At 67.9% G+C, this 19084-nt stretch carries 19 protein-coding genes; 9 read left to right on the plus strand and 10 right to left on the minus strand.

All coding sequences use genetic code 11. From position 1 onward, the window contains the following. Positions 1-2: 2 nt before the first annotated feature. Positions 3-1838 carry an extracellular solute-binding protein gene (locus tag A37E_RS0120595; RefSeq protein WP_245279392.1) on the minus strand — a complete coding sequence of 612 codons (1836 nt, stop codon included), beginning with the start codon at positions 1836-1838 and terminating at the stop codon, positions 3-5. A 320-nt stretch (positions 1839-2158) separates the two neighbouring features. On the opposite strand from A37E_RS0120595, the gene A37E_RS0120600 reads away from it, so the two are divergent. Beyond that, entirely contained in the window at positions 2159-2953 is a 795-nt protein-coding gene (locus A37E_RS0120600) for an invasion associated locus B family protein (protein WP_051679223.1), read from the plus strand. A 153-nt stretch (positions 2954-3106) separates the two neighbouring features. Here the strand turns inward: A37E_RS0120600 and A37E_RS0120605 are convergent, their stop codons facing one another. Together A37E_RS0120605 and A37E_RS0120610 are read right to left on the minus strand one after the other, a co-directional pair. Beyond that, complete coding sequence (locus A37E_RS0120605) at positions 3107-3727, minus strand: GNAT family N-acetyltransferase (RefSeq protein ID WP_024279223.1); 621 nt, start codon at positions 3725-3727, stop codon at positions 3107-3109. A gap of 261 nt (positions 3728-3988) precedes the next feature. Beyond that, positions 3989-5284 carry a glycerate kinase gene (locus A37E_RS0120610; RefSeq protein ID WP_051679224.1) on the minus strand — a complete coding sequence of 432 codons (1296 nt, stop codon included), beginning with the start codon at positions 5282-5284 and terminating at the stop codon, positions 3989-3991. Between the two features lie 163 nt (positions 5285-5447). Between A37E_RS0120610 and A37E_RS0120615 the strand changes: the two genes are divergently transcribed. Then, positions 5448-6359: a methyltransferase domain-containing protein gene (locus tag A37E_RS0120615; RefSeq protein ID WP_029558357.1), complete on the plus strand. Its 912-nt coding sequence runs from the start codon at positions 5448-5450 to the stop codon at positions 6357-6359. 87 nt (positions 6360-6446) lie between these two features. Next, the gene (locus A37E_RS0120620) at positions 6447-6920 is read left to right on the plus strand and encodes a thioesterase family protein (protein ID WP_051679225.1); all 474 of its coding nucleotides are present in this window, start codon (positions 6447-6449) and stop codon (positions 6918-6920) included. A 59-nt stretch (positions 6921-6979) separates the two neighbouring features. On the opposite strand, the gene phbB is transcribed toward A37E_RS0120620, so the two are convergent. Both phbB and A37E_RS0120630 read right to left on the minus strand, forming a co-directional pair. Beyond that, positions 6980-7702: an acetoacetyl-CoA reductase gene (gene phbB, locus A37E_RS0120625; protein WP_029558359.1), complete on the minus strand. Its 723-nt coding sequence runs from the start codon at positions 7700-7702 to the stop codon at positions 6980-6982. Positions 7703-7927: 225 nt separating this feature from the next. Further along, positions 7928-9106, minus strand: coding sequence for an acetyl-CoA C-acetyltransferase (locus tag A37E_RS0120630; RefSeq protein WP_029558360.1), 1179 nt, complete (start codon positions 9104-9106; stop codon positions 7928-7930). A 298-nt stretch (positions 9107-9404) separates the two neighbouring features. Between A37E_RS0120630 and phaR the strand changes: the two genes are divergently transcribed. Further along, positions 9405-10094 carry a polyhydroxyalkanoate synthesis repressor PhaR gene (phaR, locus tag A37E_RS0120635; RefSeq protein ID WP_024279217.1) on the plus strand — a complete coding sequence of 230 codons (690 nt, stop codon included), beginning with the start codon at positions 9405-9407 and terminating at the stop codon, positions 10092-10094. 93 nt (positions 10095-10187) lie between these two features. Here the strand turns inward: phaR and A37E_RS0120640 are convergent, their stop codons facing one another. Together A37E_RS0120640 and rpmF are read right to left on the minus strand one after the other, a co-directional pair. After that, positions 10188-10595: a hypothetical protein gene (locus A37E_RS0120640; RefSeq protein ID WP_024279216.1), complete on the minus strand. Its 408-nt coding sequence runs from the start codon at positions 10593-10595 to the stop codon at positions 10188-10190. Between the two features lie 406 nt (positions 10596-11001). Next, positions 11002-11187, minus strand: coding sequence for a 50S ribosomal protein L32 (gene rpmF / locus A37E_RS0120645; protein ID WP_024279215.1), 186 nt, complete (start codon positions 11185-11187; stop codon positions 11002-11004). A gap of 383 nt (positions 11188-11570) precedes the next feature. Between rpmF and A37E_RS0120650 the strand changes: the two genes are divergently transcribed. Further along, positions 11571-12506, plus strand: a complete 936-nt coding sequence (locus A37E_RS0120650) for a peptidylprolyl isomerase (protein WP_029558362.1) — start codon at positions 11571-11573, stop codon at positions 12504-12506. Positions 12507-12602: 96 nt separating this feature from the next. On the opposite strand, the gene hspQ is transcribed toward A37E_RS0120650, so the two are convergent. Next, positions 12603-12926, minus strand: a complete 324-nt coding sequence (gene hspQ, locus A37E_RS0120655; protein ID WP_024279213.1) for a heat shock protein HspQ — start codon at positions 12924-12926, stop codon at positions 12603-12605. Positions 12927-13126: 200 nt separating this feature from the next. Further along, positions 13127-14167, minus strand: coding sequence for a CoA ester lyase (locus tag A37E_RS0120660; protein ID WP_029558363.1), 1041 nt, complete (start codon positions 14165-14167; stop codon positions 13127-13129). 142 nt (positions 14168-14309) lie between these two features. Between A37E_RS0120660 and A37E_RS0120665 the strand changes: the two genes are divergently transcribed. Both A37E_RS0120665 and A37E_RS0120670 read left to right on the plus strand, forming a co-directional pair. Then, a complete protein-coding gene (locus A37E_RS0120665) occupies positions 14310-15125 on the plus strand; it encodes a gamma-glutamylcyclotransferase family protein (RefSeq protein WP_245279393.1) in 816 nt (271 codons plus the stop codon). 95 nt (positions 15126-15220) lie between these two features. Then, complete coding sequence (locus A37E_RS0120670; RefSeq protein ID WP_024279210.1) at positions 15221-16177, plus strand: AEC family transporter; 957 nt, start codon at positions 15221-15223, stop codon at positions 16175-16177. Between the two features lie 17 nt (positions 16178-16194). On the opposite strand, the gene A37E_RS0120675 is transcribed toward A37E_RS0120670, so the two are convergent. After that, positions 16195-17373, minus strand: a complete 1179-nt coding sequence (locus tag A37E_RS0120675) for a UbiH/UbiF family hydroxylase (RefSeq protein WP_029558365.1) — start codon at positions 17371-17373, stop codon at positions 16195-16197. Between the two features lie 172 nt (positions 17374-17545). Between A37E_RS0120675 and A37E_RS0120680 the strand changes: the two genes are divergently transcribed. Together A37E_RS0120680 and A37E_RS0120685 are read left to right on the plus strand one after the other, a co-directional pair. Then, positions 17546-18301, plus strand: coding sequence for a TerC family protein (locus A37E_RS0120680; RefSeq protein WP_029558366.1), 756 nt, complete (start codon positions 17546-17548; stop codon positions 18299-18301). Continuing rightward, positions 18298-19053: an SDR family oxidoreductase gene (locus A37E_RS0120685; RefSeq protein WP_029558367.1), complete on the plus strand. Its 756-nt coding sequence runs from the start codon at positions 18298-18300 to the stop codon at positions 19051-19053. Before A37E_RS0120680 ends, A37E_RS0120685 begins: the two co-directional genes overlap by 4 nt. Positions 19054-19084: the final 31 nt, after the last annotated feature.

Here is a 19084-nt window from a genome sequence, read left to right on the forward strand (position 1 = left end):
GCTCATTTGCCCGGCACGCGCCACCACGTTTCCGGCAGGGTGCCATAGAGGGAAGCCCGCTCGGGCCGGGCGATGCGCGTCCAGTGCGCGAGCCATTGCCCGGGCGTGTGGAACAGCGGCACCGCATAGGCGCCGGAGATCAGCACCCGGTCCAGCGCCCGCGCGGCGGCGACATATGCCTCCTCGTCCCGCGCGGCGATGAGGGCGACGATGGTGGCGTCGATGGCCGGTGCCTTCGCGCCCATATAGTTGCGGCTGCCCGGCGTGTCGGCGGCGGCGGCGCCGAAATAGAAGGCCTGCTCGTTGCCCGGCGACAGGGATTGCGACCACGCGTAGGGCATCATGTCGAAATCATAGGCCTGCCGGCGGGTGTCGAACTGCACCGCATCCACGTTGCGCACATTGAGCGTGATGCCCGCCCGCTTCAGCTGCGCCTGCCAGGCGAGGGCGAGGCGCTCCTGGTCGCGTGTGACCACCATGAGTTCCAGCGCAAACGGCCGTCCGTTCCCCGCGTCTACTAGCGCGCCCTTGCGCAGTACGAAGCCGGCCTGTTCCAGAAGGTCGAGGGCCACCTTGAGCCGGGTGCGGTCGCGGCCCGATCCGTCGGAGACCGGCGGCCGATAGGTGCCGGCGAGCACATCGGGCACCACGGAACCGGGGAACGGGGCGAGCAGCGCGCGTTCGCGGGCATCCGCCGGCCGCCCGAGGCTGGACAGCGCCGAGCCTTCGAAGAAACTGCCCGTGCGGCGGTAGAGGCCGTGATAGAAGCTGCGGTCCAGCCATTCGAAATCGAACAGCTCAATGAGCGCCCGACGCACCCGGATGTCCGCCAGCAGCGGGCGGCGCGTGTTGAAGACGAAGGCGGAATAGGGCTTGGGAATGCCGGTGGGGATGGTCTCCTTCACCACCTCGCCGCTGCGGACGGCCGGGAAATCGTAGGCCGTCTCCCATCGGCCGGGATCGCTTTCGAACCGGGCGTCGATCAGACCTTTTCGGAACGCCTCGAACTCGCTGTTGGCATCGCGGAAATAGACGGTGTCGAGCCGGTCGAAATTGTAGAGGCCGCGATTGAAGGCGACGTTCCGCCCCCAATAGTCGGGATTGCGCTCCAGCGTCAGCGCCGCGCCGGCATTGACGTTGGTGACCCTGTAGGGGCCGGAGCCGAGGAGCGGGGTCAGGGTGGTCTCCTCGAACCGCGACCGGTCGGTCGCCTGCTCGCTGAAGACCGGCATCAGACCCATGATGAGCGGCAGCTCGGGGTCGGGCTCGGCGAAGGTGAAGCGCACGGTATGGGCGTCCGGCGCCTCCGCCTTGGTGATCTTGCCGTAATAGAGCCGGTGGTTCGGCCGACCCATGTCCCGCATGAGGGCGAACGAGAACAGCACGTCCGCGCTGGTCAGCGCACTGCCGTCGGAGAAGCGGGCGGCCGGGTCCAGGCCGAATTCGACGAAGGACCGCTTTTCGTCCGTGGAAACGGTGCGAGCGATCAGGGGATAGAGGGTGAAGGGCTCGTCGAGCGAACGCGCCATCAGGCTCTCCGTCACCGTGCCGCGCAGGACGGCGGGCGACGTGCCCTTCACGATGAACGGGTTCAGGCTGTCGAAGGTGCCGAGCAGGGAGAGCGTGAGCCGCCCGCCCTTGGGCGCGTTGGGATTGGCATAGGCGAGGGAGGTGAAGCCGGGGGGCAGGGCCGGCTTTCCCCGCATCGCGATGGCGGACGCCTTGTCAAGCGCCTGGGCAACCGCCGGTTTGGTGGCGCCGAAAACCAGCAGCAGGAGCGCGACGACCGCGGGAGCCGTCCTCGTCAGGCGCGCGACGTTTCCGCAGCCGGTCATCATGGCGCCTCCGATGCTGCTTGGCTTCATATGAAGCCAAGCCTAGCAAAGGCGGCCCCATGATTCGCGTGCCATCATATGGGGCTCGCGGGCGGCCGCGTATCAGCATTTCCCTTGGGTTGCAGAATGCGCCGTCAGTTGGCCGCATTCCTCCGCAATCTAGCGCCCGCCGCCAGATGTGAAGATGACGGCCGGTTTGTCACCTTCTCGCCTCAATTGGGCAGGAGAGAGCCGGTGTCCGAGAGGGGGCGCGGGGTGCTCCGGCGCGCGTGTGCGCCTGCGCATGCGGGAGCCCGGCGGCAGAGACCACAGGAAAGGCCACGATGACGAAGACCCATTCCACCGCGCGGCTCACGGCGTCCGTCGCCGCCACGCTGATCACCGTGGCGCTCGCCGGTCCGGCCTTTGCCCAGACCCAGCCCTCCACGGCCAAGCCGGCTGCGCCCGCCGCCAAGCCCGCCGCGCCTGCCGCCAAGCCGGCCGCTCCCGCCGCCGCTGCCCCGGCTCCGGCCGGTGCCCCCCAGCAGGGCCAGGCGCCGCAGGGCGAGCCCGACGTGAAGTTCTCCGCCTCGCCGTGGCAGAAGATCTGCCAGGAAGTGCCCGAGCGGAAGAAGCAGGTCTGCGTGCTGACCCAGGTGCTCGGTGTTGAGAGCCAGGCGATCGCCAAGGTCGACATCATCGAGATGCAGGATGAGCCGAAGAAGCACATCAACATCTCCGTGCCGCTCGGCATGCGCCTCCAGCCCGGCCTGCGCATCACCCTCGACAAGGACCCGGTCAACATCCCGTTCGTGCTGTGCCAGCCCATCCAGGGCGGTGGCGCGACCTGCATCGGCGATCTCGAGGTCGACGGCACCTTCGTCGCCAAGCTGCGCAAGGCCAATGCGGTCTACCTGCAGATGGTGAACGGCACCGGCCGCACCCTCAGCCTGCCCATCTCCAACGCCGACTTCGGCAAGGCCTATGACGGTCCCGGCATGGACGCGAAGGTCGCCATGGAGCTGGAGCGCAAGCGCATGGAAGAAGCCCGCGCCGCTGCCCAGCAGCAGGAAGAGCAGGGCAAGGCCGCCCTCCTCAAGAAGGGCCAGGAACTCGAGAAGGCCAAGACCGGCCAGTGATCACCGGCCAGTGATCGCCGGCCAGTGATTTCCGGCCGGACCATCCCGGCCGCTGTCTGGCTGAAACGAAAAACCCCCGGCACCGCCGGGGGTTTTTGTTTGCCGGCCCTCCTTGCGAAGGGCCGGGTCTCACGTCGGGGCAGACGGGTCAGGTCAGTGCGGTTCCAGCACGGGCTCAGGCGCCGCGGGAAGGAACATGTCGAGCAGGCGGCCGGTCGCGAGGCGCTGGGCCTGGAGCACAGCGCCCGCCATGCCCTGGGCATCCGCCGCCGCTTCCTGTGCCAGAGAGAGTGCGGTGGGGAAGGGCGCGACCAGTTCGGCCGTGACCTCGTCGTGCTCGAACTTCAGCTCGGCGTCGTACTTGCGCGCGATCTGCTGCATGCGCCGATTATGGGCGAGGCAGCTCATGAACAGCGAGCGGATGCCGCGATTGCGCGCGGAGAGGATCACCCGGTCGAGCAGCAGCGTTCCGAGGCCGTGGTTCTGATACGCGGTCTCGACGCTGAAGGCGGCTTCCGCCTCACCAGGCAGCACGTCACCCATGGGGTAGAGCTCGGCGGCGGCACGCAGCTCGCCGTCGACGAAGCAGCCATGTACGATGGCTCCGGTGCGGAACACCCGCGACGCATAGCGTTCGATGAATTCAGGGGATACTGCGGAGCCGAACCTGAACCGGCGGCTCTCCGTGTCGAGCCTGAGGAGATGGTCCCGGAACTGTCCGGCCTCTCCGGTCCAAAGCTTCCGGATAATCCCCGGTGCGACCTCATCGGTCATAGTGGTCTCCAGACTGGCGTCTAAAACCTCCGGTTTCCTCCCGGTCGCCCCCGGCTTGTTCGTGCCTCAAACTATGTGCAGCGCAGCAAAGGTCAATAGGGCTGACGTTGACCAATACGGCAAAGCCATGCCGATTTGGTGGCCAGACCGATCAGCATTTTGATATCGCTCAATTTAAATGAGCCATGCGTCCGCTGCAGCTCTGCTGCGCTGCAACAGGCGCGTGCACGCACACGCCCGCCGCAATCGGTGCCGCCGGTGTCAGCGCACCAGAATCGCCCGGAAGTCGTTGACGTTGGTCAGCGTCGGGCCGGTCATCACCAGTCGGTCGAGGGCCGAGAAGAAGCTGTAACCGTCATTGTTGGCGAGGTAATCGTCGGGCTTCAGCCCGCGCGCGGCGGCATCGGCGAGCAGCGCCGCGTCGAACCAGGCGCCGGCATTGTCCTCGGTGCCGTCCACGCCGTCCGTGTCGCAGGAGATGGCGGAGATGCCCGCCCGGCCCTTGAGGGCGATGGCGAGGGCAAGGAGGAATTCCACGCTGCGTCCGCCGCGTCCCTTGCCCCGCACTGTCACCGTGGTCTCGCCGCCGGAGAGCAGCACGCAGGGCGCGGCCGCCGGCAGGCCGTGTTCGGAGGCGGAGCGGGCGATCCCGGCGAAGACGTTGCCCGCCTCCCGTGCCTCGCCCTCGATGGCGTCGCCGAGGATGAGCGGGGTGAGGCCGAGCGCCTTCGCCTTTTCCTCGGCCGCCTTCAGCGCCATGAGCGGCGTCGCGATCATGTGCACCTCCTGGCCGGGGATGGCGTCGCCCGAAACCGTGTTGGCGCGGATGACCTGCTCCAGCTTGTCGGTGATCTCGATGCCCCAGGTGCGCATCAGGCCGAGCACCGTCTCGGGGTCGGATGCCTCGGGAATGGTCGGACCGGAGCCGATGGCGGCGGGGTCGTCGCCCGGCACGTCGGAGATGAGGTAGGTGACGGCCCGTGCCGGCGCGATGGCAGCGGCAAGGCGGCCGCCCTTGATGGCGGACATGGACTTGCGCACCCGGTTCATCACGCCGATGGGCGCGCCGGACTTGAGGAGCGCGGAATTGAGCGCCTGCTTGTCGGCGAGCGTCAGTCTCTCCGCCGGCAGGGTGAGCAGCGAGGAGGCGCCGCCGGACATGAGGCACACCACCAGATCGTCCGGCCCCGCGCTGCGCGCCAGCTCCAGGATGCGGCGGGCGGCGTCGAGCCCGGCCTGGTCCGGCACCGGATGGGCGGCCTCGACGATCTCGATGTGCTTCGTCTCGCAGCCATGGCCGTAGCGGGTGACGATGAGGCCCTCACAGGGGCGGCCCCATTCCTCCTCGAAGGCGCGGGCCATGCGGGCGGAGGCCTTGCCGGCGCCGATGACGATGGTGCGGCCGCCTTTCGCAGCGTCGGGCGGGGCGGGGAGGCGGTCCTTGAACTTGCCTTCCGGCAGAGCGGCGGCGAGGGCGGTTTCAAAGAGCGCGAGCAGGATTTCCCTGTCGGAGGCCGTGGCCGTGCCGGTTGCCGTCGTGCCGGTTGCCGTTTCCATGGGGCGCTCTCCCGTCCGCTTGTGCGAAAGTCTTATAAGGTCCGTGGCCTGTAGCGGCTCGCCGGGCGCCGATCAATAAGCGCGGCGGGAAAGGCTGCTTTCCCGGGGCGGGCAGAAACGCCGGGCGCGTGCATCCGCCGGCCCGAGCGCCTATATGCGGGCCATGACCGCCCCCGCCGACACCGCGCCCCATCTCGTCTTCGATCGCCCGCTGTTGCGCCGACGCCTCGCCCGCGCCGCCGGGCAGGGGCCGGAGACCTTCCTGCTGGAGCGCGCGGCGGAGGATGTGGCGGATCGGCTTTCGGCCGTGAAGCGGACCTTCGCGAGCGCCGTGGACCTCGGCACGCCGACCGCGGCGCTCGCCACCGCCCTATCCGGGCACCCGGCCGTGGAGCGCCTGATCCGCGCCGCGCCGCTGGTCGGAGATCTTGTCCTGCCCGCCGTGGTGGCGGATGAGGAGGCTCTGCCGTTCGCCCCCGGAAGCCTCGATCTTGTGGTTTCGGCGCTGGCGCTCCAGTCGGTGAACGACCTGCCGGGCGTGCTGGCGCAGGTGCGGCGGGCGCTGAAGCCGGACGGGCTGTTCATGGCCGCGCTGCTGGGCGGGAGCAGCCTCACCGAACTGCGGCAGGCCTTCGCCATTGCCGAGAGCGAGACCACGGGCGGCCTCTCGCCCCGCGTCGCGCCGTTCGCCGACGTGCGCGATCTCGGCGCCCTGCTGCAGCGGGCGGGGTTCGCCCTGCCGGTGACGGACGTGGATCGCGTGGTGGTTCGCTATTCCTCGCCCTTCACCCTGTTCGCGGACCTGCGGCGCATGGGCGGGGCAAACGCGCTCAACGAACGCCGCCGCGTGCCGCTGCGCCGGGCGACGCTGCTGCGCGCGGCGGAAGTCTATGCCGAGCGCTTCGCGGACCCCGACGGCAAGGTCCGCGCGACGTTCGAGATCGTGTTCCTCTCGGGCTGGGCGCCCCATGAGAGCCAGCAGAAGCCGCTGCGCCCCGGCACCGCGCGCATGCGCCTCGCCGACGCCCTCAAGGTGCCGGAGCAGCCGCTGCGGCCCGGCGACGAGCCCGGCTGAAGCTCCGGCCTGCATTGCCTGCTTCTCGCCCTTGGCCTCGCCCATCCGCTCCCTCTAAATGGCGGCGGATGCGATTGGGAGGCTGGAATGAGCGGTGGGGCAGGGACGGGCGCAGGAGGGGCCACGGCGGCGCGCGAGGAGCCCGTGACGATCGACGGCTTCAGGCATGTGCTGCCGATCACGACCCGATGGATGGACGTGGACGTCTACGGGCACGTGAACAACGTGGTCTATTATTCCTACTTCGACACGGTGGTGAACGAGCATCTCGTCTCGGCCGGACTGCTGGACCCGCAGACGAGCCCGGTCATCGGCCTCGTGGTGGAGACGCGCTGCATCTATTTCCGCAGTCTCACCTATCCGGCTCCGGTCAAGGCCGCCATGCGGGTGACGAAGCTGGGTTCGTCCTCGGTGCGCTACCAGATCGCCCTGTTCCAGGGCGATGACCCGAGCGCGGCGGCGCAGGGGCATTTCGTCCATGTCTATGTGGAGCGGGCGACCCAGCGGCCGGTGCCGATCCCTGCGCCGGTGCGGGCGCTGCTTGAGACACTGGTGGTCTGAAACGCAAACGGCCCGCGTCCGAGGGGACACGGGCCGTCTTGTGTCGCCGGATGGCGCGATCAGCAGATGTACTGCGCGCCGTTGACGGTCATGGTCGAGCCGGTGATGAAGCCGGCGTCGTCGGCGGTGAGGAAGACCACCGCGCGGGCGATGTCCTCCGGCTCGCCGAGGCGGCCGACGGGGATGGTCGCCACGATCTTGGCCAGCGCCTCGGCCGGCACAGCGCGCACCATCTCGGTGGCGATGTAGCCGGGGGCGATGGCGTTCACCGTGATTCCGAGCTTCGCGGTTTCCTGCGCGAGGGCCTTCACGAAGCCGATCTCGCCGGCCTTGGCGGCCGAATAATTGGTCTGGCCGAACTGGCCCTTCTGGCCGTTGATCGACGAGATGCAGACGATGCGGCCGAACTTGCGGTCACGCATGCCCTCGATGACGTTGCGCGTCATGTTGAAGGCGGAGTTGAGGTTGGTGTTGATCACCGCGTTCCACTGCTCAAGCGACATCTTGTGGAACTGGCCGTCGCGGGTGATGCCGGCGTTGTTGACGAGGATCTCGATCGGGCCGACCTCGGCCTCCACCTTGGCGATCCCCGCCTTGCAGGCCTCGAAATCGGACACGTCCCACTTGTAAGCGGGAATGCCGGTCTTTTCGGTGAAGGCCTTCGCGGCCTCTTCATTGCCCGCGAAATTGGCGACGACGGTCTTTCCGGCAGCCTTCAGTGCCACCGAGATTGCCTCGCCGATACCGCGCGTGCCGCCCGTGACCAATGCGACGCGTCCCATGGTTTCCCTCCTTCACTTCACTCTATTGGCTCGACCTGGAGACTCCCCCACCCAGCCCAAGCGGGTCGAGCCACGCTCGGGCGGTGTGTAGCAAGTCGGTATTTCCGTTCGGAAACGGAGGGCCGCGATCGAAGGTCGCGGCCCTGTTCCGGACGGTGGGGCCTGGGGCGTGGCCTCCCGTCCGGTTGCCTGAAACGACGCGCGCTCAGTCGCGCGCGAGGCAACTCAATCGCGTGCGAGGCACATGGCGATGCCCATGCCGCCGCCGATGCAGAGGGTGGCGAGGCCCTTCTTGGCATCGCGCTTCTGCATCTCGTGCAGCAGGGTCACGAGGATGCGGGTGCCCGAGGCGCCGATCGGATGGCCGATGGCGATGGCGCCGCCGTTCACGTTGACCTTGGAGGTATCCCAGCCGAGGCCCTTGTTGACGGCGATGGCCTGGGCGGCGAACGCCTCGTTGGCCTCGATGAGGTCGAGATCGTCCTTGGACCAGCCGGCCTTCTCCAGCGCCAGCTTGGAGGCCGGGATCGGGCCCGTGCCCATGACGGACGGATCGACGCCGGCCTGCGCCCAGGAGACGATGCGGGCGAGGGGCGTCTTGCCCTCGGCCTTGGCGCGGGCGGCGCTCATGAGCACCACGGCGGCGGCGCCGTCATTGATGCCAGAGGCGTTGCCGGCAGTCACGGTGCCGTCCTTGGCGAAGGCGGGCTTCAGCTTGGTCATCGCATCGATGGTGGCGCCGTGGCGGATGTACTCGTCCTGATCCACCACCACGTCGCCCTTGCGGCTGGAGATGGTGACGGGGACGATCTCGTCCTTGAACTTGCCGCCCTTCTGGGCCGCCTCGGCCTTGTTCTGGGAGGCGACCGCGAACTCGTCCTGCTCGGCGCGGGTGATCTGGAATTCCTTGGCCACGTTCTCCGCGGTCACACCCATGTGGTAGCCGTTGAAGGCATCCCACAGGCCGTCCTTGATCATGGTGTCGGCGAAGTCGGCGTTGCCCATGCGCACGCCGTTGCGCAGGTGCGCGGCGTGGGTGGACTGGCTCATGGATTCCTGGCCGCCGGCCACCACGACCTCGCTGTCGCCGTTGGCGATGGCCTGGGCGCCGAGCGCGACGGAGCGCAGGCCCGAGCCGCACACCATCTGCACCTCATAGGCGGGCGCCTCGATGGGCACGCCGGCCTTGATCGAGGCCTGGCGGGCGGGGTTCTGGCCCTGGGCGGCGGTGAGCACCTGGCCCAGAATCACCTCGCTCACGGCGGCCGGCGCCACGCCGGCGCGCTCGAGGGCGGCCTTGATGGCGATGGCACCGAGCTCATGCGCGGGAAGCGTGCCGAGCGCGCCGTTGAACGACCCGACAGGGGTACGCGCGGCGGCGACGATGACGACCTCGTCCTTCATGGAAGTCTCTCCTGGGAAGATCGGGCGGGTGGCTCCGCGCCTCTTTGCCGAATGGCGAGTGGGAAGGCTTGACCTCTATCGTGTCCGGGCCGGACCATGTGTCAATGACCCATCGCATGGCAAGGGGGCCGGTCAAAAGCAGCTATTCAACCTTGGTCGGCCGCAGGCCCGGCGCGCTTCGGCAAAGGGCGGAGTCTGCGCTGCGAAAGGAGGGATGGGCAGCGCACACAAAGTGGTAGCTCTGCACTTGGAAACGCCTTAACCTGCCGTTCCGCCCAAGGAAACGGATGACCGGACGATGGCAAAAACGCAAGAGCCAGTCACCATCAAGAAATACGCGAACCGCCGTCTCTACAACACGGGGACGAGCACCTATGTGACGCTCGAAGACCTCGCCAACATGGTGAAGGAAGGCGAGGATTTCGTGGTGTACGACGCCAAGAACGGCGAGGACATCACCCATTCGGTACTGACGCAGATTATCTTCGAGCAGGAAAACAAGGGGCAGAACCTTCTGCCCATCGCTTTTCTGCGCCAGATCATCCGCTTCTACGGCGACAGCATGCAGATGCTGGTTCCGCGGTACCTGGAAGCGTCCATCGACAGCTTCACCAAGGATCAGGGCAAGTTCCGCGATCATCTCTCCCAGACGCTCGCGGGGACGCCCTTTCCGGTGCCGGGCGCGCCGTTCGCCGGTCTGGACGAGACGGTGCGTCGCAACATGGAAGTGTTCGAGCGCGCCTTCCACATGTTCCTACCCTTCCCCAAGGGGGATGAGCCGGCCGGGACCGCGACCACTCCGGCTGCTGCACCTGCGCAGCCTGCGCCGCAGCCCGAGCGGGTGGACGAGCTTGACGCTCTGAAGCGCCAGATGGCCGATATGCAGGCGAAGCTGGAGCAGCTCGTTCCGAAGCCCGAGCCCAAGCTCGTCGCCAAGAACGATGCGCCGAGCGAGATCCGCAGCCCGAAGGAAGGCAGCGGGAGCTGAGAAACCGACGCCGGCCGCCCATTGCGGGGGCCGGCGGTTTGGACCGAAGGATTCGCGAGTGCCGGTTCAAGTCCGGCCGCGGTGCCGGGGTTTTTACTGCTGCCCGCGCGGGTCGACCGTGAAATCGCGCTGGGCGACGCGGATCGAGACCGAGAAGCCGGCCACCACATCCAGCAGCATGATGCACAGCAGGATTGCGAATACCGAGTTGCCGGCCGGGCGCACCAGCAGGAACTCGGCCAGGCCTGCCGCGAACACCAGCATCGACAGCATGTGATCGATGATCGAGCGCGAGCTGATGCGCGTCGACTTCAGAATCTCGAAGAACAGGAAGAACAGGCTCAGAGCGATGAACCCTTCCGCGAGGGTGATCGTCCAGTGGGCGCCCGACATCATCTCGACCGTGGTGAGCACGGTGGTCCATTCCGTGCCGGGCATCAGAAAGACCATGATGTTGTAGAGGGCGAGGGGGACGATCAGCAACGGGACGGGCGTCAGCATTGGTGCTCCTCGGGGCCGCTCAGCCGGGAAAATGCCCAGGGCCTTCGCCCATGGCGCCATCCCGGCTCCGCCGATGCGATGACACATCGGGCGCCGAATGTCACGAATGCGGAGGCATCGGGGGATTTCGCCTGCCGGCCGTCCGCCTCGGGCCGATGCCGGGAGAATCAAGCGCCGGGCAGGGCCGCGACGGGGCGGCCGCATCGCGAACGCAACGGCACGGGCGCGATGTCGCGCGCCGGTCAGCGTTAATGAATGATGATGGGATTCAGTTGGCCCGCCCGCAGGGAAAAGCGAATCGCTCAGCGGTTGCGGCGGCGGGAATCACCCCTGAAGAGGGTAGGCGCGCCGGCGGCGTGCGCCGGCGCTGCAGCGGGCGGCCGTGAGGGCCACCGCGACGTGAAGCTCAGGCCTCGGCCTTGGGCTTCAGGATCTGCCGGCCGCGATACATGCCGGTCTTCAGGTCGACGTGGTGCGGACGGCGCAGCTCGCCCGAATCCTTGTCTTCCACATAGGTGGGCTGCTTCAGCGCGTCGGCCGAACGGCGCATGCCGCGACGGGACGGCGAGGTCTTTCTCTTCGGGACAGCCATTGTCCAAACTCCTGAACGGCGTAACGAGCCAACTGAACTGCCAACTGGCGCAACATGCGAGCGCGCCGGCTGGCGCCCTTGCGGCTTTTCGAACTTGTGATCGGTGCGCGCCGAGCCCGAAGACGGATGACGAAGCCTGTACGCGTTCGTCTCGAGCCCGGTTGCGAACTGCGTGAGGGCAGTGCGCGGGGCTCGCCCGTGGGCCAGCATTCCCGATTGAAGGCGCGCCTTATACAGGCTCGCGCGCGGGAACGAAAGCCCCGCCGTGCGTTTTCCGGTCGCGGGTATGCCGCAACAATGCCCTCTTGTCAGAGGAGGACACGTGAGCAAGGTTGCGCGCGCATCGGCGCATCCGACGACACATATCCGAGGAAAACGGCCCCATGAAGCGTTCCGCTCAGCTTTCCCTCTTCGCCGCCCTGCTCGCGGCCTCGGTTTCCGCGGCTTCCGTCGGGGCGGCGTTGGCGCAGGGGGCCCCGGCACCTGCGGCTGCACCCGCAGCGGCCCCTGCGGCGGCGCCCGCCGCCGATCCGGTCCTCGTCACCGTCAACGGTACGCCAATCCGCCAGAGCGAGCTGAACATCGCCATCGAGGACATCGGCTCCGGCCTGCCGCCCGAAGTGCGCGGCCCGGCCCGCGACGAATACGTCCTGTCGTTCCTGACCGACATGACCCTCATCGCCAAGGCCGCCGAGGCGCAGAAGGTCGACCAGACCCCCGAGTTCCAGAATCGCCTCGCCTACGCCCGCATGAAGGCGCTGATGGAAGCGCTCATGATGCAGGAGGCCAAGAAGGCCGTTTCCGCCGAGCTCAAGCGCAAGACCTACGACGAGCTGGTGAAGTCGGCGCCCGCCGACATGGAAGTCCACGCCCGTCACATCCTGGTGGACGACGAGGCCAAGGCCAAGGATATCGCCAAGCGGGCCAAGGCCGGCGAGGACTTCGCCAAGCTCGCCAAGGAAAATTCCAAGGACAGCGCCGAGGACGGCGGCGACCTCGGCTATTTCACCAAGGACCAGATGGTGCCGGAATTCGCCGCGGCGGCGTTCAAGCTGGAGAAGGGTCAGGTCTCCGATCCGGTGAAGACCCAGTTCGGCTGGCACGTCATCAAGGTCGAGGACAAGCGCCAGAAGGCCGTGCCGTCCTATGAGCAGGTCGAGGACCAGGTTGAGCAGTATCTCGTCCGCAAGGCGCAGGCCGACATGGTGACGAAGCTGCGCGCCGACGCGAAGATCGAGAAGACCGCCGCCCCGGCCGCTCCCGCGGCTCCTGCCGCACCCGCCCCGGCGGCGCCTGCGGCCGATCCCGCCAAGAAGTGAGCCGGCGGCAGACGCCGTCGCTTTCTCTCCAAAAGAAAAACCCCCGGCTTGTGGCCGGGGGTTTTTTATTGGCTCAAGCGCCGCGTGAACTGCTCGTCAGTTCACCAGATCGGGCCGCACCCGCCAGCCGCCGGCGCCGTCCTCGGAAAGCGCCTCGGTGACCTTGGGGTGGCGCACCGGCTCCTCGGAGGGGTCGCGCTCCAGATTCTGCTCGGAGACATAGGCGACGTATTCGCTGTCCGCGTTTTCGGCGAGCAGATGGTAGAACGGCTGGTCCTTGTGGGGGCGGATGTCCTCGGGAATGGAGAGCCACCACTCCTCGGTATTGTCGAACACCGGGTCCACATCAAACACCACGCCCCGGAAGGGGAAGTGCTTGTGGCGCACCACCTCGCCAATGCGGAATTTCGCCTGCCGCATGCCGGCACCGAGTTCTGACGCAGCGTAATGCGTGGGGTCTTCGGGGATGCCGTCGCCAATGGGAGCAACGATTGCGGGCTTTGCGCGCGCTTTGTCCTGGCTGGCCATATCCCGCCTCTTCCTGACTTTTTCCGCTCCGCCCGACACCGGGTGGAAGAGCCGCGGCGACCTTCGCCGCGGCCGTTGGTTAATCAATTCTCTCACAATCCGTAGGCTTTGCCCATTTCCGGGTCCTTGGCTGCGACAATGCGGGCAAGGTCGACGATCACCTTGGCCTGCTTCCAGGTGGCATCGTCCTGCATCTTGCCGTCGATCATCACCGCACCGGCGCCGTCCGGCATGGCTTCGAGAATCTTGAGCGCGAACGCCACCTCGCCCGGATCCGGCGAGAAGACGCGCTTGGCGATCTCGATCTGCGTGGGGTGCAGCGACCAGGCGCCGACGCAGCCCTGGAGGAAGGCATTGCGGAACTGGCTCTCGCACGCGGCGAGGTCCGCGAAGTCGCCGAACGGGCCGTAGAAGGGCTTGATGCCGTTGGCGGCGCAGGCGTCCACCATCTTGCCGACGGTGTAATGCCAAAGGTCCTGCTGGTAGCCGATGCGCGGCTTGTCGCCGTCCGGGTCGGCCAGCACCTTGTAGTCCGGGTGGCCGCCGCCGACGCGGGTGGTCTTCATGGCGCGCGAGGCGGCAAGGTCGGCCGGGCCGAGGCTCATGCCGTGCATGCGCGGAGAGGCGGCGGCGATCTCCTCCACATTCTTCACGCCCTCGGCGGTCTCAAGAATGGCGTGGATGAGAATGGGCTTCTGGATGGAATGGCGCGCCTCGAGCTGGGCGAGGAGCTGGTCGAGATAGTGGATGTCCCAGGCGCCCTCGACCTTGGGCAGCATGATGACGTCCAGCTTGTTGCCGATCTCGCTGACGATCTCGATGATGTCGTCCAGCACCCACGGGCTGTTGAGGCAGTTGATGCGGGTCCACAGGCCGGTGGAGCCAAAATCGGTGGCCTTGGCCATCTCGATGAAGCCCTTGCGGGCGGCTTCCTTGGCATCGGAGGGAATCGCGTCCTCCAGATTGCCGAGAACCACGTCCACCTGCTTGGCAATATCCGGCACCTTGGCGCGCATCTTCTCCAGGTGCGGCGGCACGAAATGGATCATGCGCTCAAGCCGCACCGGCAGCTCGCGATATGGTGCGGGCGCGCCGATGGCGAGCGGCTTGAAGAATTGGCGCGGCAGCTTCATGAGTCCCCCCGTGTGGATGCAGGCAGGGGGCATATAACCCCCCGCAGAACCTGTTGATTGCAATGCAGCATAGGTGGCCGGCCTGCGCAACACGACTTCAGGGCGACCGGGCTGGCGCCCGTCGGGCAGGGGGAATCGAGGCATGACACTTACGCGGCGCGGTGTGCTCGGCGGTCTCGCCGGGCTGGCGGCTTCTTCCACCCTGCCGGCGACGGCAAAGGACTTCTGGGGCCAGCGCCTCGCCAATGCCCCGCGCGAGTTCCTGTTCGGCTACGGCTCCCTCATCAGCGGGCCGTCCCGGACCGCGACGTCCGGCCGCCCTGTGCCAGCCATTGCCGCCCGAATCGCGGGCAGCTTCGGCTATGTGCGCTCGTGGGCCTCGCGCTTCACTCCGCGAGAAGGCACGGCGGGGTTCACCGCCCTCGGCATCCGGCCGCGGATGCCGGGCGAGGAGCCGGGCAGCATCAACGGCGTCATCTTCCCGGTGAAGGACGAAGCCGAGCTTGCGTCCTTCGACGCCCGTGAGGGCGGCTATGACCGGGTAGAGCTGGACCAGGCCCATGTGGAGGCCATCGACTGGGAAGGCCTACCGCGCGTCGGCAAGATCTGGGTCTATGTGCCCAAGGAATCCGCCGGCAAGGGGCCTGATGACCTCCAGCGGCCGGACGTGAACTTTCCGCTGCTCCAGTCCTATATCGACGTGGTGATGCAGGGCTCTCTCGACGAAGGGCCGGACTTCGCCCGCGAACTCATCGAGACCACGCTCGACTGGAGCCCCTTCTGGCTCGACGACCGCCCCATCGCCCGCCGCGCCTGGGCCGACACGCCCCGCTCGGGTGCCATCGATCGCCTGCTTGCGACGGTGGAGCCGGCGGCGAGCCAGTTCCGCAACCGGCTCTATCCGGAGCTTTATGCGGTGCGGCATCTGATGGGCAAGGCAGCGACGCCGCCGCGCTGATCGGCGCGCCCGCGCTTTCCATCCTTCGCAGGGATTTGTAGGAAGGGGGTACCCGCTGCCTCCTTTCTCCGCCTTCCGGCCAGCCTCCGGCGATCATGAGCGACCTCTTCGGCCTCGCCTTTCCGTTCTTCGGCCTGATTCTCCTCGGCTATTTCTGCGGCCGCAGGGTGAAGCTGCCGGAGGCGGGGCTCGCCTGGCTCTCCTTCTTCATCATCTATGTGGCGCTGCCGGCGCTGTTCTATCGCATCGTGGCGCAGACGCCGTTCCACGAGCTGGCGAATCCGGCCTTCATACTCGCCGTGCTGGCCTCCACCGCCACCATGTCCCTGCTGGCGCTGGGCGTCGGCCTGTGGTTTCGCAAGGGGAATATCGGCGAGGCGGCCATCGCGCTCACGGCCGGCGCCTATGCCAATGTGGGCTACATGGGGCCGGGCCTGACGCTCGCCGCCTTCGGGCAAGCCGCCGCCAGCCCCGCGGCGCTTATCTTCGCCACCGACAGCATGTTCTTCTTCACCGTCGTGCCGCTGCTGATGGCGACGCGGGGGCGGGGGGAGAGCCTCGGGCACACCTTCGTGCTCATCGCCAAAAGGGTGCTGACCCACCCCTTCAACATCGCCACCCTGCTGGGCGTGCTGGCGGCGGCGTTCGAGTTCAAGGAGCCGGACGCCCTCTCGCGGATGCTCGACTATCTGAAGAACGCGGCCGCGCCCTGCGCCCTGTTCACCCTTGGCGTGACCGTGGCGCTGCGGCCGCTGAAACGGGTGCCGGTGGAACTCGCGCCGCTCCTGAGCCTGAAGCTGTTCGTCCATCCGTTCGTGGCGCTGGTCTCGCTCTCTGTGTTCGGGCCGTTCTCGCCGGTGTGGGAGCAGACTCTGCTGCTCATGGCCGCGCTGCCGCCGGCGCTGAACGTGTTCGTGCTGGCGCGGCAATACCATGTGTTCGTGGAGGAGGCGTCCACCGCCGTCCTCCTCGGCACCCTGTCGTCGGTCGTCACGGTGACGCTGATGCTCTATCTGCTGCGCGAGCACCTCATCCCGCTCAGCCTGTTCTGAGCCTCACGCGGCCCGCCTTATGCAGCCTTGTCGCCGATGCCGAGGCGCATCAGCCTCCGCCGCAGCGGGCCGACGCGATCGAGCAGGTACAGGCCGAAGCCGCGCACGCTCTGTACCGGCACGAGATCGGACAGCAGCGAACGGTTGAGGAGATCGACGGCCGTCATGCGGCCGCTGATGTCGCGCTGGCGCTTGTCCGCATAGCGCGCGAGCACCTCGCGGCTGCCGGGATCGCGCCCCGTCGCCACCGCGTCCGCCGCGAGAGCGACCAATGCCGCCGCATCCCTGAGGCCGAGATTGAGCCCCTGCGCGCCGATGGGCGGCATGATGTGGGCGGCTTCGCTCAAGAGCGCGATGCGGTCGCCGACCAGGCTTTCCGCCGTCTCCGCCGCCAGCGGGAAGGCGCCGCGGCCGCCTTCCATCTCGAACCGGCCGAGCACGGAGGAGGCCCGCGCCTCCAGCTCCCGCGCCAGGGCTTCATCGCTGAGGCCGAGCAGGCGGATGGCCTCGCGCTCGGTGACCACGCAGACGATGGAGGAGCGGTCGCCCGTCAGCGGCACCAGAGTGAAGGGGCCGCTCTCGGTGTGAAATTCGGTGGAGGTGTCCTCATGGGGCCGCGTGTGCTGCACCGTGGCGGTGAAGGCCACCTGCGGATAGGCGCGGTTGCGCATCTTGATGCCGGCGGCGGCACGCACGGTCGATTGCCGCCCGTCTGCTCCGGCGACGAGCCGGGCGGCGAGGCGGGTGCCGTCGGCAAGGTTCAGTGTCACGGCATCCGGCCCAAAATCGATGCGCTCCACGGAGGTGCGGGCGATGTGGAGGTTCGGCATCTCCATCGCGACGGCGAGGAGACCGTTGCGCAGGGCGTCGTTCTCGATGTTGTAGCCGAAGGCGTCGAGGCCGATCTCGGCGGAGCGGAAGGTCACTTCCGGCGCGCGGACCAGCCGGCGCGTGGCATCCGCGATGCGCATGTCGCGCAGCGGCGCGGCACGGGGCGCGATCTGCGACCACACGCCGAACTCCTCCAGAATGCGCACCGAGCCTTCCAGCAGCGCCGTGGTGCGGTGATCCGCGCCGCGATCGGGGCCGGTGACGAGCGCGGTCGAGACGCCACGCGCGGCGAGGCCGATGGCGGTGGCAAGCCCGGCGGGACCCGCGCCGACGACGACCACCTCGTGCATCACGTCGTGTTCCATCGCTGCCTCCTCATGGTCGGATCACGGGACACTAGAGCCGAGTCTGCCGCGGCGAAAGCTGCGGAGATGCCGCGGATACGTGCGGGATGAGGCCCCGGACCAGTGCAGGTGCACTTGCGGTCCCGCCGCGTTGCGATCAGCCTTCGCGAATCTGGGGCAGGGGAGTGCGCCGATGTTGGACTGGATCACGTCGCCGGAAGCCTGGGCGGCGCTGGTGACGCTGACGGCGATGGAGATCGTTCTCGGCATCGACAATGTCGTGTTCATCTCGCTGGTGGTGCAGCGCCTTCCGCCGGCCGAGGCGCTGCGGGCGCGGCAGATCGGCCTTTCCGCGGCGCTGCTGCTGCGCATCGGGCTGCTGTTCGCCCTCTCCTGGCTGATCGGGCTTCGGCAGTCGCTCTTCACGGCATTCGGCCACGAATTTTCCTGGCGCGACCTCATCCTTATCGGCGGCGGCGCCTTCCTGATCGCCAAGGCGACGTCCGAGATGCACGGCGCCCTCGAAGGCGAGGACGAACCGAGCGAGGAGGCCATCGCCGGAGCGGCCAAGCGGGCGTTCGCCGGGATCGTCGTGCAGGTGATCCTGCTCGATCTCGTCTTCTCGGTGGATTCCATCCTCACCGCCATCGGCATGGCGGAGCATCTCGCCATCATGGTGCTGGCCGTCATCATCGCGGTCGGCATCATGTTCGTGGCCTCCGGGCCGCTCTCCGCCTTCATCGCCACCCACCCCACCACGAAGATGCTGGCGCTCGCCTTCCTCGTGCTGATCGGCGTGACGCTGGTGGCCGACGGCTTCGGCGCCCACATCTCCAAGGGCTACATCTATGCGGCCATGGCCTTCTCGGTGATGGTGGAGGTGCTGAACGTCGCCGCCGCCGGCAGGCGCAAGAGGCGGATCGTGCTGCACAGGGGAGGCGAGCAATGAACGCGGACAAGGTTCTGCTGGTCACGGGCGGCAGCCGGGGCATCGGTGCGGCCTGCGTGCGGCGTGCGGCGGAAGCCGGCTACGGGCGCATCGCCATCAACTACACCCGTGACGCGGCGGCGGCGGACGATGTGGCCGCCGAGGCGCGGGCGCTCGGGGCGCAGGTGCTGGTCGTCAAGGGCGACATGGCCCGGCCGAAGGACATCACGCGTCTCTATGAGGAGGTGGACGCCAATCTCGGTGCCGTCACCGACCTCGTGAACAACGCCGGCATCACCGGCCGCGCCGGTCCCTTCGCCGATGCCGACCCGGCCGAGATGGCCCGCGTCATCGATCTCAACGTCACCGGCGCGATCCTCGTGGCGCAGCAGGCCGTGCGCCGCATGTCGACCGCGCGGGGCGGCAAGGGCGGCGCCATCGTCAACATCTCCTCCATGGCGGCGACGCTGGGCTCGGCGGGGGAATATGTCTGGTACGCCGCCAGCAAGGGGGCCATCGACAGCTTCACCCTGGGTCTCGGACGCGAGGTGGCGCGCGAGGGCATCCGGGTGAATGCGATCGCCCCGGGCCTCATCGCTACCGACATCCACGACACGAGCGGCGTCGTCGGGCGGCTGGAGCGACTCGCGCCCTCCATCCCCATCGGCCGGCCCGGCACGGCCGAGGAGGTGGCCGAGGCGGTGCTGTTCCTGCTGTCGGAGGCCGCGAGCTATACCACGGGCGCGGTGCTCAAGATCTCGGGAGGCCGCTGACGCCGCTTGCAGCCGACCCGGCCCGCCCTAT

This window comes from Xanthobacter sp. 91 (genome assembly GCF_000702385.1).
GTDB lineage: Bacteria > Pseudomonadota > Alphaproteobacteria > Rhizobiales > Xanthobacteraceae > Xanthobacter > Xanthobacter aminoxidans.